The following is a 17,689-nucleotide window of genomic DNA, read 5'->3' on the forward strand; positions in this document are numbered from 1 at the left end:
CCGCTCAGCCGAAGATGCCCAGCGGCACCGCCTGCGCCATCGCCGCATAGCCGGCGTCGCTCGGGTGCAGGTGGTCGCCGCTGTCGTAGGCCGGCAGCAGGCGCGCCGGCCGGGACGGGTCGCGCAGCGCCCGTTCGACGTCGACGACGGCATCCCAGGCGCCCGCGTTGCGGATCCACGCATTGACGTGCTGGCGCACCGATTCGCGCGCCGCCGTGTAGTAGACGTGGCCTTCGAACGGCGGCAGCGTGGCGCCGATGGCGTCCACCCCACGCGCGCGGGCGCGGGCGATCAGCTGCAGGTAGCCGCCCGTGATGTCTTCCGGCGGGATCGGGTCCGACGACGGGCTGTAGCAGATGTCGTTGATGCCGATGAGGACCACCAGCCAGCGCACGCCGGCCGTGGCCAGCACGTCGCGGTCGAAGCGTTCCAGCCCGTCGTGTCCTGCCAGCCAGGCGTTGGCATAGTCGTTCAGCAACGAGTTGCCGCTGATGCCGCGGTTGACGACGCCGGGTATCGCGCTGCCCGGCAGCGATTCGGCCAGCAGGCGCCGCGCCAGCCAGTCCGGCCAGCGCCGGTTGGCATTGCCCGTGCTGCGCGCGCCGTCCGTCAGCGAATCACCGAACGCGACGATGGTGCCCCCGGCGCCGGCCACGTCGACCTCGCCCAGGAAGGGCCAGGACGCGATGCTGCGCGCGACCGGCAGGGCGGGCGTGGTCACGTGGTTGCCCGTGCTCGAGACATAGCCGGTCTGCAGCGCGAGGTCATGGGTGGTCGTGGCCGCCACGGTGCCGGGCAGGTACAGGCTGATGGCGAGGTCGGCCTGGGCGGGGAAGGCCAGGTCGACCGGGTCGGACACGGCCGGGCTGCCGGCGGGGATGGCGACGCCCGCGCGGCCGTTGAACGTCAGCGCGCGCGCACTGCCTGCGACGAGGTTGGCGCCGCTGGCGCGCACGCCGATGCCGGCCGCGCCGATGCGCAGCGGCGCGCTGCCCATCTCGTTGCTCAGGCGCACGCGGACGCGGCTGCCGCCGATGCTGGCGCGCACGACCAGGCGCAGGGTCTGGTCGGCGAAGCCGAGGGTGCTGGCGCTGGGCGGCGGGCCGGCCGGCGCCGTGCCCCAGGTGGCGCACCAGGCTTCGCGCGTGGCGGCGGCGGCGCCACGGAACGGCGGACAGAGCACGGCGGCGCCGAGCGCGCCGGCCAGCGCGGCGCCCTGGCGCAGGAAGGTGCGGCGCCGGGGCCGCTCCCTGTCGCGTACCACGTCGCGCACCGTATCGTGCACCACATCGCGCACCACATGGTTACCGCCCGCCTGCCCCGTTGCCATGGCTGCCTCCCGTGCGTGGATGGCCGGCGGACGATCCGCCATGCCTGTCCGCTCACTCTATTCGGGTAAAGGGAAGGGGGTGTTTCATGCACGCCGCAAGACGATTGATCGAGGTCTAACGCGCGCGTGATTCCAGCCAGGAAAGTCGCACGCGCCGGATGGCGCACCGCTCAGCCGAGGATGGCCAGCAACCCGTCCAGCCCGCTGAAGTTCAGCGCCACGCTCGCCTGGGCGCGCACGACGGGCTTGGCGCGGAACGCCACCGACAGGCCGGACACGCCCATCATGTTCAGGTCGTTGGCGCCGTCGCCCATCACGATTGCACGGCGCGTCGGGATGCCCAGTTCGGCGCAGGTGCGCTGCACGGTGCGCATCTTTTCCCCGGCGTCGACGATGCCGCCGGCCACGCGGCCGGTCAGCACGCCGCCCTCGGCCTCGAGCACGTTCGCATGCGTGTAGTCGAGCGCCAGGCGCGTGCGCAGGCGCTCGGTGAAGAAGGTGAAGCCGCCCGACACCAGCAGCGTCTTCAGGCCGGCCGCGCGCACCGCGTCCAGCATCGCCTCGCCGCCCGGCGAGATGCGCAGGCGCTCGTCGTAGACGCGGCCCAGCGCCTCGACCGGCAAGCCTTCCAGCAGCGCCACGCGGCGCTGCAGGCTTTCCGCGAAATCGAGCTCGCCGCGCATCGCGGCCTCGGTGATCGCGGAAACCTGGGGCTTCAGGCCCTGCATGTCGGCGATCTCGTCGATGCACTCGATGGTGATCAGCGTCGAATCCATGTCCATCGCCACCAGGCCGAAGTCGGCCAGGGTCAGGTGCGCGTCGACGAAGGCGGCGTCGACGCCGGCGGCGAAGGCGGCAGCGTCGACGGCGGCCTTCAGTTCGGGGGTGAAGTCGACGCCGTCGCAGCGCAGCGCGTGCGCATGCAGTTCGGTGGTGCGGGCGGGCGCCGCCAGCGCGGCGATGCGCGCCAGCGCGGCCTGGTCGACGCCGGGTCCTTGCAGGACGAGTTTCTTGGACATGGTGGTGAGCGCGTGGTGGGTGGGCGGATTAGGCCAGGAGTTGTTTGATGGTGTGCTTGACCTGGTTCACGCGCGCGGCCAGGTCCGGCATGGCGGCGGTGATGCGCAGCTTGTCCTGGCCGGCCAGCTTGACGTGGCGGTTCTTCTGGATCAGCGTAATGATCCGGATCGGGTCGATCGGCGGCTTTTCCATGAACTGCATGCTGGCCGCCTCGGCGTGGGCGTCGATCTTGACGATGCCGACGTGTCTGGCCAGCACGCGCAGGCGGTGCGTCTCGATCAGGGCCTTGACGGCGTCCGGCAGCTTGCCGAAGCGGTCGATCAGTTCTTCCTGCATGGCGTCGATGTCGGCCTGCGCCTCGCAGTTGGCGAGGCGCTTGTAGATCGACAGGCGCTCGTGCACGTCGCCGCAGAAGTCGGCCGGCAGCAGCGCCGGCACGTGCAGGTTGATCTCGGTGGTCGAGGACAGCGGCGCGCTCATGTCCGGCTCGCGCCCGGCCTTGAGCGCCTTGACCGCTTCGTTCAGCATGTCGGAGTACAGCTGGAAGCCGACCTCCAGCATCTCCCCCGACTGGCTCTCGCCCAGCACCTCGCCGGCGCCGCGGATCTCCAGGTCGTGCATGGCCAGGTAGAAGCCGCTGCCCAGTTCTTCCATCGCCTGGATCGCGTCGAGGCGGCGCTGCGCCTGCTTGGACAGGCCCATCGCGTCGTTCACCAGCAGGTAGGCATAGGCCTGGTGGTGCGAGCGGCCCACGCGCCCGCGCAGCTGGTGCAGCTGCGCCAGGCCGAACTTGTCGGCGCGGTGCATGATGATGGTGTTCGCGGTGGGCACGTCGATGCCGGTCTCGATGATCGTCGTGCACAGCAGGATGTTGAAGCGCTGGGCCACGAAGTCGCGCATCACCCGTTCGAGGTCGCGCTCGTGCATCTGGCCGTGCGCCACGCCGATGCGCGCCTCGGGCAGCAGCTCGCGCAGCATCGCCAGGCGGTTCTCGATCGTCTCGACCTCGTTGTGCAGGAAGTAGATCTGGCCGCCGCGCTTGAGTTCGCGCAGGCAGGCTTCGCGGATCACGGAGCCGTCCTCGCTGCGCACGAAGGTCTTGATGGCCAGGCGCTTCTGCGGCGCCGTGGCGATGACGGAAAAGTCGCGCAGGCCCTCCAGCGCCATGCCCAGCGTGCGCGGGATCGGCGTGGCGGTCAGCGTCAGCACGTCGACCTCGGCGCGCAGCGCCTTCAGCGCTTCCTTCTGGCGCACGCCGAAGCGGTGTTCCTCGTCGATGATGACGAGGCCCAGCCGGGTGAACTTGACGTCGGGCGACAGCAGCTTGTGGGTGCCGATCACGATGTCGACGGTGCCGTCGGCCATGCCCTTGATCGCGTTGTTGATCTCCTTGCCGGTCCGAAAACGCGACAGTTCCGCGATCTTCACGGGCCAGTCGGCGAAGCGGTCGCTGAACGTCTGCGCGTGCTGCTCGGCCAGCAGCGTGGTCGGCGCCAGGATCGCCACCTGCTTGCCGCCCATGACGGCGATGAAGGCGGCGCGCAGGGCGACTTCGGTCTTGCCGAAGCCGACGTCGCCGCATACCAGGCGGTCCATCGGGCGGCCCGAGGTCATGTCCTGGATGACGGCGGCGATGGCCGCGCGCTGGTCCGGCGTCTCGTCGAAGCCGAAGCTCTGCGCGAAGTTCTCGTAGTCGACGCTCGCGTATTCGAAGGCATGGCCCTGGCGCGCGGCGCGGCGCGCGTACAGGTTGAGCAGCTCGGCGGCGGTGTCGCGCACCTGCTCGGCCGCCTTCCTCTTGGCCTTGTCCCACTGGCCGGAACCGAGCGCGTGCAGCGGCGCGTCCTCGGGCGAGGCGCCGGAGTAGCGCGAGATCACGTGCAGCTGCGACACCGGCACATACAGTTTCGACTCTTTCGCGTATTCCAGGTGCAGGAACTCGGTCTCGCCTTCGCCCAGGTCCATGCTCATCAGGCCCATGTAGCGGCCGATGCCGTGGTTGATGTGCACGACCGGGTCGCCCACCTTCAGCTCGGACAGGTCGCGCACCATCGACTCGACCTGGGTCGTCGCTTCCTGCTTCTTGCGGCCGGCGCGCTTGCCGCCGCCAGCGTACAGCTCGGTCTCGGTGATGAACACCAGGCGCCCGCAGGACGCGTCCATCAGCTCGAAGCCGGCCTGCAGCGGGGCCACGCCCAGCAGCGCGCGCGCATCCGCCGCGCACACGCCGGCATAGCCCTCGACCGGCGCCAGTGCCAGCTTGTATTCGTTGAAGTACTGCTGCAGCGTCTCGCGCCGGCCGGCCGACTCGGCGCAGATCATCACCCTGGTGCCCGGCTCGGCGGCGGCGCGCGCGAGGTAGGCGCGCAGGTTCGCCAGCGGGTCGTCCAGGCGGCGGTTGACGGCCACGTCGGGCAGCGGCGCGGACAGCGCCGACGCCCCGGCCTGGGGATCGCGCGCGATGGCCCAGCGGCCGTGGCGCTTGGCGTGCGAGAAGAACTGCTCGGCGCCGAGGAAGATCTCCTTCGGCTCCAGCACCGGGCGTTCGCGGTCGCTCTTGAGGAACCGGTAGCGCGAGTCGGTGTCGACCCAGAAGCGCTGGATCGCCTCGTCGATGTCGCCCACCAGCGCCAGCGCGGCGTCGTCGGGCAGGTAGTCGAACAGCGTGGCCGTCGCGTCGAAGAACAGCGGCAGGTAGTATTCGATGCCGGCCGAGGCGATGCCGTTGCCGATGTCCTTGTAGATCGTCGAGCGGCTCGGGTCGCCCTCGAAGCGTTCGCGCCAGCGGCCGCGGAACGCGGTGCGCGCCGGCTCGTCCATCGGGAATTCGCGGCCCGGCAGCATGCGCACCTCCTTCACCGGATACAGCGAGCGCTGGGTGTCGGCGTCGAAGGTGCGGATGGTCTCGATCTCGTCGCCGAACAGGTCGATGCGGTAGGGCAGCGCGGAACCCATCGGGAACAGGTCGATCAGGCCGCCGCGCACCGAGTATTCGCCCGGCGACATCACCTGCGAGACGTGGCTGTAGCCGGCCAGCGTGAGCTGGGCCTTGAGCTTTGCCTCGTCCAGGCTTTCGCCCTGGCGGAAGAAGAAGGTGTAGGCGGCCAGGAAGGACGGCGGGGCCAGGCGCACCAGCGCCGTGGTGGCCGGCACCACCAGCACGTCGCAGTGGCCGTTGCGGATCTCGTGCAGCGTGGCCAGGCGCTCCGACACCAGGTCCTGGTGCGGCGAGAACGCGTCGTAGGGCAGGGTTTCCCAGTCCGGCAGCAGGTGGCAGGCCAGCTTGCCCTCGGCGAACCAGGGGATTTCCTCGAGCAGGCGCTGGCCGTCGCCGGCGCTGGCGACGACCACCGTCAGCATGCGCTTGTCCGCCTTCAGGGCCTGGGCGGCGAGGGCGAGGGCATAGGCGTCGCTCGAGCCGTGCAGGTGCGGCAGGGCGAAACGGGTTCCGGGTTTGGGGAGGTGCTTGTTGAGATCGAAAGGCATTGACGCGCGCTGTCCAGAATCGGGAAGACCGGGATCCATTATAGACGAACGGCGTGCCCGGGCGCGGGCGCGCGCGTGGCGCGGACCGGGCGGGGCGGGTCCGTTCAGGCGGCGTCGTCGCCGAGCCGTCCGAACACGTGCGCCTGCGCCGCCGGCAGCGTGGCCAGGCGGGCGTCGTCGGCCCCCAGCGCGCCGGCGTCGAACAGCAGGCGCAGCTTGGCGAGGCGGTCGGCCTGGCCCAGCGCCTCGGCCAGCGGCCGGGTGCCGGCGCGGCCGGCGCGCACGATGGCGCCGGCCACCGGCGCGGGCAGTTCCCAGTGCTGGGCGATGCGCGCCGACAGCGCGCGCGCGCCGTCCAGCGCCGCGGCGGCGAAGGCCACGTCCTGCGGTACGCCGGACGTGCCCAGGAAGCGGTCGAACAGGCGGAACGCGACCACCAGGCCGACGTCGTGCATCAATCCCGCCAGGTAGGCTTCGAACGGGTCGGCGCCCAGGCCCGGCGCCAGCAGCCCGGCGACGCGCGCGCAGCGCTCGGAATGGCGCCAGACCTGGGGCGCCACCCGGTTGGCGCAGGCCCCGGCGCGCATGCCGATCACCGGACGGAAGGCGGCGCGCGCGATCAGCATGCGCAGGCCGTTCTGGCCCAGCACCATGACGGCGGCGTCGATCGAGCGCACCGGGCTGGCCGGACGGTAGAAGGGGCTGTTGGCTTCGCGGATCGTCTCGGCCAGCAGCGCCGGGTCGCGCGCCACCTGGCGCGCCAGCTCGCCGCTGGACACGCCCTCGTCGCGCAGGCTGCGCAGCAGGCGCGGAATGACCTCGGGCACGCGCGGCACCATGTCGGCGGCGGCGCCGGGCGCCGTGGCCAGGCGCGCCACCGCGTCCAGCGCGCGCTGGCGCGCGGCGTCGGTCGGCTCGCCGGCGACGTCCTGGGTGAGCCAGCGCCAGAACGCGGCGTCCAGCACGCGCCGGGCGGCGCCGGCGGCGTCCTCATCGCCAGCGCCGATGGCGGCGCCGGCGCCACTGGCAGCGGCAGCGGCAGCGGACGCGGCAACGGCAGTAGCGGCGCCCGGCGCCGCCGCGGCGCCGCCGAACAGCCGCGCTAACCAGTTCTTCATCGTGGGCCAGGCCTCGCTGCAGTGGACATGCCCGCATTCTACCAAGGCGCCGGCCGGCCGATGCCACGAACGCCACGCGGCGGCAAGCGCTTGCGCGCCTGCCGCCGCGTGGCGTTCACGTCGCTACCGCTCAGCGGGTGCCGGGCGGGTTGGATGCCGGGGCGTTCGGGTCGGTGGTCTGCGTGCTGCCGGTGCCGACGGCCGAGGTGCCGGTCGGCGCCGAACTCGACGTGCCGGAGGCGCCATTGCCCGAGGTACCCATGGTGCCCGACTGGCTGGTGCCGGTGGCGCTGGAACCGGCATAGCCGTTGTTGTTCCAGCTCTGCGCGCTGCCCTGGCCGCTGCCGGTGGTGCCCATCGAGCTGCCCTCGGTGCCGGACGCGGAGCTGCCGCTCATCGTGTCGGTGCTGGTGTCGGTGGTGCTGCAGGCCGCGAGGCTGAACGCCATGATGCCGCCGATGAGAATGCCTTGATAGGTTTTCATGGTTCTCTCCTGTTGGTGGGTAAGACCATGATGGCGCCGATGGCGCGCAATCCAAATAGGATGAGTGCGGCAACGCTTGTAGGACCAGGCGGACGGACAGGCGCGACGCGGGGCGGTCGCCGCGCTTCCCGTCGCCCCGGCCTGCGCCGGGATGACGGGGAGGCGAGGCTCAGAACAGGCTGTTCGGCGCCGGCTGCTGCTGGGCGCCCGGCAACTGGCCCGGCGGCGCCGTGCCGTCGGCCGGGGCGGCGGGCGCGTTCGGGTCGACCTGCTGGTCGAGGTCGACACCGCTGAACGCCGGCGAGTCGGCGTATTCGGCGTACACCCAGTCGTCGTTCTCGCGCACCAGCCCTTCCGGTTCGGCGCGCACGGTTTCCGGCCGCCTGGCGACGGCCACGCGCATGTAGTCGATCCAGATCGGCAGCGCCAGCGTGGCGCCGAACTCGCGCCCGCCCAGCGAACGCGGGTCGTCGTAGCCCATCCACGCGACCGCCACCACGTTGCCGGCATACCCCGAGAACCAGCCGTCGACGGCGTCGCTGGTGGTGCCGGTCTTGCCGGCGATGTCGCCGCGGCCGAGCGCCTTGGTGGCGGCCGCGCCGGTGCCGTAGCGGGTCACGTCGCGCAGCATGCTGTCGGTGACGTAGGCGTTGCGCGCGTCCAGCACGCGGCTTTCCTCGGTGCGCGCGGGCGGCTTGGTTTCCTGGATCACCTTGCCGTTGGCATCCTCGATGCGCGCGATCAGGTAGGGCTGCACCGCGTAGCCGCCGTTGGCGAACACGGCGTAGGCGCCGGCCATCTGCAGGGGCGTCACCGCGCCCGTGCCCAGCGCCAGCGTGTAGTTCTTGGGCTGGCGGTTCAGGTCGAAGCCGAAGCGGCCCAGGTATTCGTGGGCGAACGGCACCGATACCGCGCGCAGCAGGCGCACCGACGGCACGTTCTTCGATTCGGCCAGCGCGCGCCGCATCGTGATCGGGCCGTCCCACTTGAAGTCGTCGTTCTGCGGCGACCAGGTCTTGCCGGCGTCCTCGCCCGCCATGTCGAGCGGCGCGTCGAGGATGCGCGTGGCCGGCGAGTAGCCCTTCTCGATGGCGGCCGAGTAGATGAACGGCTTCATGCCCGAACCGGGCTGGCGCCAGGCCTGCGTGACGTGGTTGAATTTCTGGAAGTTGTAGTCGAAGCCGCCCACCAGCGCGTGGTAGGCGCCGGTATCGGCGTCGATGGCGACGAAGGCCGCCGCCACCTGCGGCACCTGGGTGACCGACCAGCCGCCCTTGGCGTCGCGGGCGACGCGGATCACGGCGCCCGGCGCCAGCTTCAGTGCCTCCCTGGCGTTGGCGGCCAGGCCGGCGGCCGCGAACTTCAGGCCGGCGCCGGACAGGTCGACCACGTCGCCGTCGATGGTCTCGACGCGCACGCTCTTGCCGGAAACCTGCAGCACCACGGCCGGGATCAGGCCGTCGCTGACGGGGCGCCGGGCCAGCGCGTCGTTGATGGCGTCCTCGCGTTCCTGGGCGTCGGACGGCAGGTCGATGCGGCCTTCCGGGCCGCGCCAGCCGTGGCGCTGGTCGTAGGCGATGACGTTGCGGCGCACCGAGGCGTAGGCGGCGTCCTGTTCGTTCTTCAGGATGGTCGTGTAGACCTTGATGCCCTTGGTGTAGGCGTCTTCCTTGAACTGGCTGTAGACCACCTGGCGCGCGAGTTCCGCCACGTATTCGGCGTGCGAGTCGAATTCCTGGCCGCGCGTGTTCACGCGCAGCGGCTCGGCCATCGCGGCCTGGTACTGCGATTCGCTGATGTAGTCGAGCGCGCGCATGCGGCCCAGCACCTGGTGCTGGCGCTCGCGCGCCCGCTTCGGGTTCACCGCCGGGTTGTGGCGCGACGGGTTCTGCGGCAGGCCGGCCAGCATCGCCATCTCGGCGATCGACAGCTGGTCGAGGCGCTTGCCGAAATAGGTGCGCGCGGCGCTCGAGAAGCCGTAGGCGCGCTGCCCCAGGTAGATCTGGTTCATGTACAGCTCGAGGATCTCGTCCTTCGACAGCGCCGCCTCGATCTTGTAGGCGAGCGCGATCTCGTTGATCTTGCGCGACAGGCGCTTCTCGCGCGACAGGAAGAAGTTGCGCGCCACCTGCATCGTGATGGTGGAGGCGCCGCCCGAGCCGAAGCCGCCGCGCAGGTTGGCGCCGACGGCGCCGAGCAGGCGCCGGTAGTCGATCGCGCCGTGCTCGTAGAAGCGCGCGTCCTCGATCGCCAGCAGCGATTTCTTCATCAGCGCCGGGATCTTGTCGATGGGGACGAAATCGCGGTGCTCCTCGCCGAACTCGCCGATCAGGACGTTGTCGGCGCTGTAGATGCGCAGCGGGATCTTGGGCCGGTAGTCGGTGACGGCGTCGAGCGCGGGCACGTTCGGCATCACGCGCAGCATGACGTAGCCGACGGCGCCGGCCACGGCCAGCACGACGAGGACGAGGACGACGGCGAGCGCCGCGAGGAGGAAACCGCGCTGGCCGCGGTGGCGCGGGAGCGCCGGCTTGCTGGATTTTGCCAAAACTGGACTCTCTGGATGCGGCCCCACGGGCCGGGAAATGCCTGGGATTGCCCGCCAGGGACGGGTGGTGGGGGCGATTATAATCCGCTTTGCTTCCACTACGGCATGTGCGATAGTCTTGCTTCCAGGACTCGCGGCATTGTCCGTCGGGTCGCTTCCCACGATACCTCGACGCCACTCCCCGAAGGACATCCATGCCGTACGATCCCCAGCCTCCCGCCTTCAAGCCGTACATACCGGCGTCCGCGCACCTGCCCGAGATGACGCTGCGCGCGCTGGTGATGGGCACCGTGCTGGGCATGATCTTCGGGGCGTCCTCGCTGTACCTGGTGCTGAAGGTCGGCCTGACGGTGAGCGCGTCGATCCCGGTGGCCGTCATCGCCATCACCCTGTTCGGCATGGCCGGCAAGGCCGGGGGACGCGAATCGACGATCCTCGAGAACAGCATCACCCAGACGGCCGGCTCGGCCGGCGAGTCGCTGGCGTTCGGCCTGGGCGTGACCATGCCGGCCATCATGATCCTCGGCTTCGACCTGGAGATCTCGCGCGTGATGCTGGTGGGCGTGCTGGGCGGCCTGCTGGGCATCCTGATGATGATCCCGATGCGCCGCACGATGATCGTCGACCAGCACCGCGAGCTGAAGTACCCGGAGGGCACGGCCTGCGCCGAGGTGCTCAAGGCCGCCGCCACCGAGACCTCGCGCGCGGCCGCGGGCGAGGTGCGCGCCGCGGGGTCGGACGAGGCGCTGGCGGCGCGCCGGCGCGCCTTCATCATCTTCGGCGGCTTCGGGCTGGGGCTGCTCTACAAGATCCTGAACATCTCGCTGAAGCTGTGGAAGGACACCGTCAACTTCGTGTTCGGCGCGCCGCTCAAGGCCGGTTCGGCCGGGGCCGAGATTTCGCCGGAACTGCTGGGCGTGGGCTACATCATCGGTCCGCGCATCGCGCTGACGATGGCGGCCGGCGGGGTGCTGTCCTACCTTCTCCTGATCCCGATGATCAAGTTCTTCGGCGAGCAGCTGGCGGTGCCGCTGGCGCCGGGCACGATGCTGATCCGCGACATGGGACCGGACGACATCCGCAGCGCCTACGTGCTGTACATCGGCGCCGGCGCGGTCGCGGCGGGCGGGTTGATCAGCCTGGTGCGCTCGCTGCCGACGATCTGGAACGGCCTGAAGGGCGGGCTCGCCGGCCTCGGCAAGGCCAGCGGCGCCGACACGTCGCTGCGCACCGAGCAGGACATCCCGTTCAAGTGGGTGGCGATCGGCTGCCTGGGCATCATCGCCGCGATCACCTTCGCCACGCCGCTGCACATGAACCTGCTGGGCGCGCTGCTGATCCTCGTGTTCGGCTTCCTGTTCTCGACGGTGTCGTCGCGCCTGACCGGCGAAGTGGGTTCCTCGTCGAACCCGATCTCGGGCATGGCCGTGGCCACGCTGCTGTTCACCTGCCTGATCTTCCTCGTGATGGGCTGGACCGGCGGGCGCTACTACGTGACGGCGCTGTCGGTCGGCGCCATCGTCTGCATCGCCGCCAGCAACGCCGGCACCACCTCGCAGGACCTCAAGACCGGCTACCTGGTCGGCGCCACGCCGCGCCTGCAGCAGTACGCGATCCTGGCCGGCGCCTTCGCCTCGGCGCTGGTCCTGGGCCCGATCCTGCTCAAGCTGAACGACGCGGGCACCGTCTACGTGCCGGCCGCCCAGGTGGCGCCGGGGCTGCGCGTGGACGCCGCGGCGCTGACCCAGACCGCCCGGCTGCAGGGGCCGCAGGCGGCGTCCGACCAGGCCACCTACAAGGTCTGGCAGAAGACCGACGGCGCCGGCGGCCCGCCCGGCAAGTACCTGGTGCGCGCCGACGGTTCGCTGGCCTACCTGGTCGACCCGGGCATCAACGGCCAGTACCACACGCGCCCGGACGGCACCGAGGTCAAGAAATACGATGCGCCCAAGGCCGTCTTGATGTCCTACATCATCAAGGGCATCCTCGACCAGCAGCTGCCGTGGACGCTGGTGCTGTTCGGCGTGATGATCTCGGTGGTGCTGGAAATGGCCGGCATCCAGGCGCTGGCGTTCTCGGTGGGCGTGTACCTGCCGCTGTTGTCGACGCTGCCCATCGCGATCGGCGGCCTGATCCGCTGGCTGGTGGACCGCCGCAACGACAGGCTGCCGCAGTACGCGAACCTGGACGCGGAACAGCGCCAGGCCGCGGGCGACCGCAGCGCCGGCACGCTGCTGGCCTCCGGCTACATCGCCGGCGGCGCGCTGGCCGGCATCGTCATCGCCATCACGGCCGGCGTGCTGACGGACTTCGACAATGCGATGGGCCGGTGGGCGCAAGCCGCCAATCCCTTCTTTGCGGGGGTGGATGCGGACCTGCTGTCGATCCTGCCGTATGCGGCGATCTGCGTGCTGCTGTACTGGGTGGGGAGGGAGACCGCGAAACGGTAGCCTGGAAGCCGTCGCCCCGGCGCAGGCCGGGGTCCAAGTGTAACGCCAGCAGCAATCAGGCCCCGGCCTGCGCCGGGGCGACGAGGCGTACGCCGTTCAGACGAACGCCAGGTCGTGCTGCCTGATGGTGTCGTCGATCCAGTCGTCCACGTGGCCGAAGCGGTAGCCGAGCGCCCTGGCGCGCGTCGTGTCGAGCACCATCGGTCCCGGCAGGTCGAACGGCGACAGGCGGCCCGGCGCCGGCGGCGGCTGCACGCGGCGCATGGCGACGCGGGTGTCCAGCACGGCGCCGACGCGCTCGTACAGCCGGTACGCCGACAGCGCGCCGTCGCTGGCCGCGTTGACCGGGCCGGTGAAGTCCTGGAAGCCGGCCCAGGCCAGGAAGTCGGCGGCGGACTGCAGCGGCATGAACGACTGCACCGCGCCCGCGTCGGCGTACGCCAGCGTGCCGCCGACGCGCGCCAGTTCGACGTAATGGGCGAGGCGGCCGGTGAAGTCTTCGGGGCCGGCCAGCACGTGGGCCAGGCGCGGCACGACCAGCGGCAGCGAGCCGTCGCGCGCCAGGTAGGCCTCGGCCTGCACCTTGCCGGCGACGTAGCACTCGGTGGCGCGGCACGGGTCGTGCCACGGATAGGCGGTGTCGATCGGCTGGGCGGCGACGGCCAGGTCGTCTTCGCGGATCGGCCGGGCGGCGTCGACGCCGAGCGTGCGGTAGGCGTCGATGGTCGAGGTCATCACGTAGCGCCCGACCCGTCCGGCGAAGGTGCGCACGGCGATCGCCGCGTCCAGCGGGTTGTAGCACATCTGGTCGAACACGACGTCCCACGGGCCGGCCTGGGCGAAGGCCTTGCGCATCGCCGTCTCGTTGCGGCGGTCGACGCGGATGCGCGCGATGCGCGCGCCGAACGGATCGGGCGCGTAGCCGCGCGTGGCGATCGTCACGCGATGACCGGCGCGCAGCAGGCGCTGCACCAGCAGGCGTCCGATGAAGCGGGTGCCGCCGATCACCAGGATGGTCTTGGACATGCGTTTTCCTTGGGCTTGGCCGCCCGGCCATGGGGCGGGCTTGCACGGTCTTGGTGAATCCTGCTATTTTCCATGCCCGTTGCAAATCCTTCAAACAAGAAAAATATGGGTTTATGAATAAGAAAAACTTATGCATGGAGGCGGCGTGAAGCCGCTGCGCAGCCTCTCGGGCCTGCTCGATTTCGAGGCGGCGGCGCGCTGGGGCAGCTTCAAGCTGGCGGCGCAGGAGCTGCACAAGACGCCGGCCGCCGTCAGCCTGCAGGTCAAGCAACTCGAGGAAGCGCTGTGCTTCGCCCTGTTCGTGCGCCATCCGCGCCACATCGCGCTGACGGCCAAGGGCCAGGAACTGGCGATCGCCGTCGGCCGCATGCTGGGCGAGCTGCGCGCCAAGGTGGCGGCGCTGCAGCGCGGCGACGAGGAAGCGGTGCTGCGCATCTCGACCACGCACTCGTTCGCCATCAAGTGGCTGGTGCCGCGCATGCCGCGCTTCACCAAGCTGCACCCGGAACTGGAGCTGCGCCTCGATTCCAACGACGCCCAGGTCGACATCGAGGACGACGCCGTCGACGTGGCGATCCGCTACGGCCCGGTCAGGGACGGCGACCCGGCGCTGCTGTTCCGCGAGCGCCTGGTGCCGGTCTACAGCCCCGACCTGCTGGCGCCCGGCGAGCCGGAGCCGGGCCTGGCCGACCTGGGTCGGTTCCCGCTCCTGTGCGAGCGCACGCCGGAAGCCTGGCTGCAGCTGCTGCAGGAAAACCGGGCATTGAAGGGCAAGTACGATTTCTCCCGCGTGTTCACGCACTGGGGCGTGCTGGCGCAGGCGGCGGTGGCGGGGCAGGGGATCGCGCTGGTGCCGTACGGGATCGCGTTCCAGGACATCCTGGCCGGCAGCCTGCGCGTGCTGCCGTGCCGCAGCGCGCCGTTCGGCAACGGCTACCGGTTGCTGGTCAACCCGCACAAGGAGGGGATGACCAAGGTGCAGCACTTCCGCGACTGGATCCGCGCCGAGATGGAGGCGATGCGCAGGACGCTGCCGTGAGCGGAAACGACGACGGCGGCCCGCGGGCCGCCGTCGTGCACGTCGCGGGGAGGTTTACTTCACGCCGTGCATCAGCTTCTGGATCAGCGGCGCGATCAGGAACAGGATCACGCCCGAGCCGATCAGGGCCCAGAAGCCGAAGGTGTAGCCCGACAGCGCGGACGCCGTGGTCATGCCCGATTCGCCCGACACGTGGCTGGCGAAGATGCCCGACAGGTTGTTGCCGATGCCGGTGGACAGGAACCAGCCGCCCATGCCCAGGCCGACCAGGCGCGTCGGCGCCAGCTTGGTCACCATCGACAGGCCGATCGGCGACAGGCACAGTTCGCCGATCGACTGGATCACGTAGACCATGAACAGGGTCCAGAACGGGATCTTGCTGTCCGGGCCGACCAGGCTCGTCAGGGCGAACATCAGCAGCAGGAAGGCCAGGCCGTTGAACAGCAGGCCCAGGCCGAACTTGCGCGGGATCGACGGGTTCTTGCTGCCCATCCCGACCCACACGGCGGCGACGATCGGCGCGCACACGATGATGGCGATCGAGTTCACCGACTGGAACCAGCCGGTCGGGAAGATCCAGCCGCCGAAGTCGCGGCGCACGATGTTCTCGGCCAGGAAGGTGAACGAGCTGCCGGCCTGTTCGAAGAAGCACCAGAACATCACGTTGAAGAAGAAGATGATCAGCATGGCGATGGTCTTGTCGCGCGCGACCTTGCCGTTGCGGATGCCTTCGACCAGCAGCATCAGGGCCAGGCCGATGAACAGCACCGTCAGGATGATCTGCAGGGTGGCGGCGCCCAGCTTGAGCAGGAAGTACACCACGGGGATCACGAGCAGCGAGCCGATCACGACGCCCGCCAGGCGCGCCGGGCTGGCCAGCTCGCCGACCGGCGCGCCGATGCCCTTCAGGCCCTTGCGGCCGATCTGGAACCAGACCAGCGACAGCAGCATGCCGATGCCGGCGGCGAAGAACACGACCTTGTAGGCCGGCACGCCGGTGGAGCCGGCCATCGACTCGGCCAGCAGGCCGGTAAGGATCGGGGCGATGAACGCGCCGCTGTTGATGCCCATGTAGAAGATGGTGAAGCCGGAATCGCGGCGCTGGTCGCTGATGCCGTACAGCTGGCCGACCATGGTCGAGATGTTCGGCTTGAACATGCCGTTGCCGACGATGATGGTCGCAAGGCCCAGCTTGAACACGTCCTGGTTCGGGATCGTGATGGCGAACAGGCCGGCGGCCATGAAGGCCGCGCCGACCAGGATCGCGCGCTGGTAGCCGATCACGCGGTCGGCGATGTAGCCGCCGAAGACGGCGCCGGCATACACCAGCGCGAGGTAGGAACCGTAGGTGAGGTTGGCGTCGGCCTGGCCCACGCCGCTGCCGCCGTAGAACTGGGCGACGATGTAGAGCACGAGGGCCCAGCGGATGCCGTAGAACGCGAAGCGCTCCCAGAACTCGGTCATGAACAGCATCCACAGGGGCGCCGGGTGGCCCATGATCTGCCTGAATTCCGGGATCGCCTTGTCGCCGGTGGTTGAAGTCGCTGCACCGCTCATGCGGTTCCTCCCCAAATCGTTTTATAAGAATGGTCTCGTCGGCGTTATCCGTGCTGGGTAAGGACGGTTGGCCGATAGCGACGCATTTTAGTGGAAATCGACGCCGGTCTGGCAACTTTTTCCCGCTCATCCGTAAGAGTGCATGCGGCGCGCCGAAAGGGGACGCAAACTCGGCCCGGTTGTCGTATATTGGTGCGGCAGTAGCACCGATAGACAGTAGAAAAAAGGAATGCGAACCATGACTTACGACGTTGTCGATACCCTGATATCCCCGGAAGGCCGGCTCGAAGTGCTGTCGAAGGCGGAGGTGGCGAAGCTGCTCGACACCAGCCAGGGCGGCTTGTACCAGGTGTTCCGCCAGTGCGCGCTGGCCGTGCTGAACTCCGGCAGTTCGATCGACGACGGCAAGGAGCTGCTCGAACGCTACAAGGACTTCGACATCAAGGTGATCCAGCGCGAGCGCGGCATCAAGCTCGACATCCGCAGCGCGCCGGCCCATGCCTTCGTCGACGGCAAGATGATCAAGGGGATCCACGAGCACCTGTTCTCGGTCCTGCGCGACATCGTCTACGTGAGCTTCGAGGTCACCGACAACCCGCGCTTCGACCTGAACCGCCCCGAAGGCATCACCGACGCCGTCTTCCACATCCTGCGCAACGCCAACGTGATCCGGCCGCAGAACAACCCGAACCTGGTGGTGTGCTGGGGCGGGCACTCGATCAACTCGGTCGAGTACGACTACTCCAAGAAGGTCGGCTACCAGCTCGGCCTGCGCGAACTGGACATCTGCACCGGCTGCGGCCCCGGCGCCATGAAGGGCCCGATGAAGGGCGCCACCATCGGCCACTCCAAGCAGCGCCTGCAGAACGGTCGCTACCTGGGCATCTCGGAGCCGGGCATCATCGCCGCCGAGTCGCCCAACCCGATCGTCAACGACCTGGTGATCATGCCGGACATCGAGAAGCGCCTGGAGGCGTTCGTGCGCACCGGCCACGGCATCGTCGTGTTCCCGGGCGGCGCCGGCACGGCCGAGGAGATCCTGTACATCCTCGGCATCCTGCTCCATCCGGACAATGCCGAGCTGCCGTTCCCGCTGGTGTTCACCGGCCCCTCGACCTCGCGCGAATACTTCGAGCGCATCGACGGTTTCATCCGCGCCACCCTGGGCGAGGCGGCCACCAGGCGCTACAAGATCATCGTCGACGACCCGGCCGCCGTCGCGCAGGAGATGCACACCGGGATCCGCCAGGTGCGCGAGTTCCGCAAGGCGCGCAGCGACGCCTACTACTTCAACTGGGGCATCCGGATCGACCAGGAGTTCCAGCGCCCGTTCAAGCCGACCCACGAGAACATGCGCGCGCTGTCGCTGCACAAGGACCAGCCGGTGCACCTGCTGGCGGCCCAGCTGCGGCGCGCGTTCTCCGGGATCGTGGCCGGCAACGTCAAGGAAGAAGGCATCCGCGCGATCGAGAAGCACGGCAAGTTCGAGATCCACGGCGAGAGCGGGATGATGGCGCACCTGGACGAGCTGCTGCAGTCCTTCGTCGAGCAGAGCCGCATGAAGTTGCCGGGCAAGGTGTACGTGCCGTGTTACCGCGTGGTGCGGTGAGACGCCACGGGAACGCATGGTG

Annotated in this window: 11 protein-coding genes; 3 read left to right on the forward strand and 8 right to left on the reverse strand. The window is 69.7% G+C overall.

Annotated elements, in window-relative coordinates; translation table 11 throughout:
• Window positions 1–4 precede the first annotated feature (4 nt).
• The 6 genes from QZ749_RS09040 to QZ749_RS09065 form a co-directional block, all read right to left on the reverse strand.
• Window positions 5–1,330 (reverse strand): SGNH/GDSL hydrolase family protein, encoded by a 1,326-nt coding sequence (locus tag QZ749_RS09040; protein WP_296945658.1) that lies wholly within the window; start codon window positions 1,328–1,330, stop codon window positions 5–7.
• A gap of 170 nt (window positions 1,331–1,500) precedes the next feature.
• Window positions 1,501–2,349 carry a phosphoserine phosphatase SerB gene (serB, locus tag QZ749_RS09045; protein ID WP_296945660.1) on the reverse strand — a complete coding sequence of 283 codons (849 nt, stop codon included), beginning with the start codon at window positions 2,347–2,349 and terminating at the stop codon, window positions 1,501–1,503.
• A gap of 28 nt (window positions 2,350–2,377) precedes the next feature.
• Window positions 2,378–5,836 carry a transcription-repair coupling factor gene (gene mfd, locus QZ749_RS09050; RefSeq protein WP_296945662.1) on the reverse strand — a complete coding sequence of 1,153 codons (3,459 nt, stop codon included), beginning with the start codon at window positions 5,834–5,836 and terminating at the stop codon, window positions 2,378–2,380.
• A gap of 104 nt (window positions 5,837–5,940) precedes the next feature.
• Complete coding sequence (locus QZ749_RS09055; RefSeq protein WP_296945664.1) at window positions 5,941–6,954, reverse strand: HDOD domain-containing protein; 1,014 nt, start codon at window positions 6,952–6,954, stop codon at window positions 5,941–5,943.
• Between the two features lie 130 nt (window positions 6,955–7,084).
• Window positions 7,085–7,438, reverse strand: a complete 354-nt coding sequence (locus QZ749_RS09060) for a hypothetical protein (protein ID WP_296945666.1) — start codon at window positions 7,436–7,438, stop codon at window positions 7,085–7,087.
• A 169-nt stretch (window positions 7,439–7,607) separates the two neighbouring features.
• Window positions 7,608–9,986 (reverse strand): penicillin-binding protein 1A, encoded by a 2,379-nt coding sequence (locus tag QZ749_RS09065; protein WP_296945667.1) that lies wholly within the window; start codon window positions 9,984–9,986, stop codon window positions 7,608–7,610.
• Between the two features lie 194 nt (window positions 9,987–10,180).
• Here QZ749_RS09065 and QZ749_RS09070 point away from each other — a divergent pair, with 194 nt between their 5' ends.
• Window positions 10,181–12,436: an OPT family oligopeptide transporter gene (locus QZ749_RS09070; RefSeq protein WP_296945668.1), complete on the forward strand. Its 2,256-nt coding sequence runs from the start codon at window positions 10,181–10,183 to the stop codon at window positions 12,434–12,436.
• A gap of 96 nt (window positions 12,437–12,532) precedes the next feature.
• Here the strand turns inward: QZ749_RS09070 and QZ749_RS09075 are convergent, their stop codons facing one another.
• Entirely contained in the window at window positions 12,533–13,462 is a 930-nt protein-coding gene (locus QZ749_RS09075; protein WP_296945669.1) for an NAD-dependent epimerase/dehydratase family protein, read from the reverse strand.
• 145 nt (window positions 13,463–13,607) lie between these two features.
• On the opposite strand from QZ749_RS09075, the gene QZ749_RS09080 reads away from it, so the two are divergent.
• Window positions 13,608–14,501, forward strand: coding sequence for a LysR substrate-binding domain-containing protein (locus QZ749_RS09080; protein WP_296945671.1), 894 nt, complete (start codon window positions 13,608–13,610; stop codon window positions 14,499–14,501).
• 54 nt (window positions 14,502–14,555) lie between these two features.
• Here the strand turns inward: QZ749_RS09080 and QZ749_RS09085 are convergent, their stop codons facing one another.
• Complete coding sequence (locus tag QZ749_RS09085) at window positions 14,556–16,058, reverse strand: peptide MFS transporter (protein WP_296945673.1); 1,503 nt, start codon at window positions 16,056–16,058, stop codon at window positions 14,556–14,558.
• A gap of 238 nt (window positions 16,059–16,296) precedes the next feature.
• On the opposite strand from QZ749_RS09085, the gene ppnN reads away from it, so the two are divergent.
• Window positions 16,297–17,667, forward strand: coding sequence for a nucleotide 5'-monophosphate nucleosidase PpnN (ppnN, locus tag QZ749_RS09090; protein ID WP_296945674.1), 1,371 nt, complete (start codon window positions 16,297–16,299; stop codon window positions 17,665–17,667).
• Window positions 17,668–17,689: the final 22 nt, after the last annotated feature.

Source organism: uncultured Massilia sp. (assembly GCF_913773735.1).
Lineage (GTDB): Bacteria > Pseudomonadota > Gammaproteobacteria > Burkholderiales > Burkholderiaceae_D > Telluria.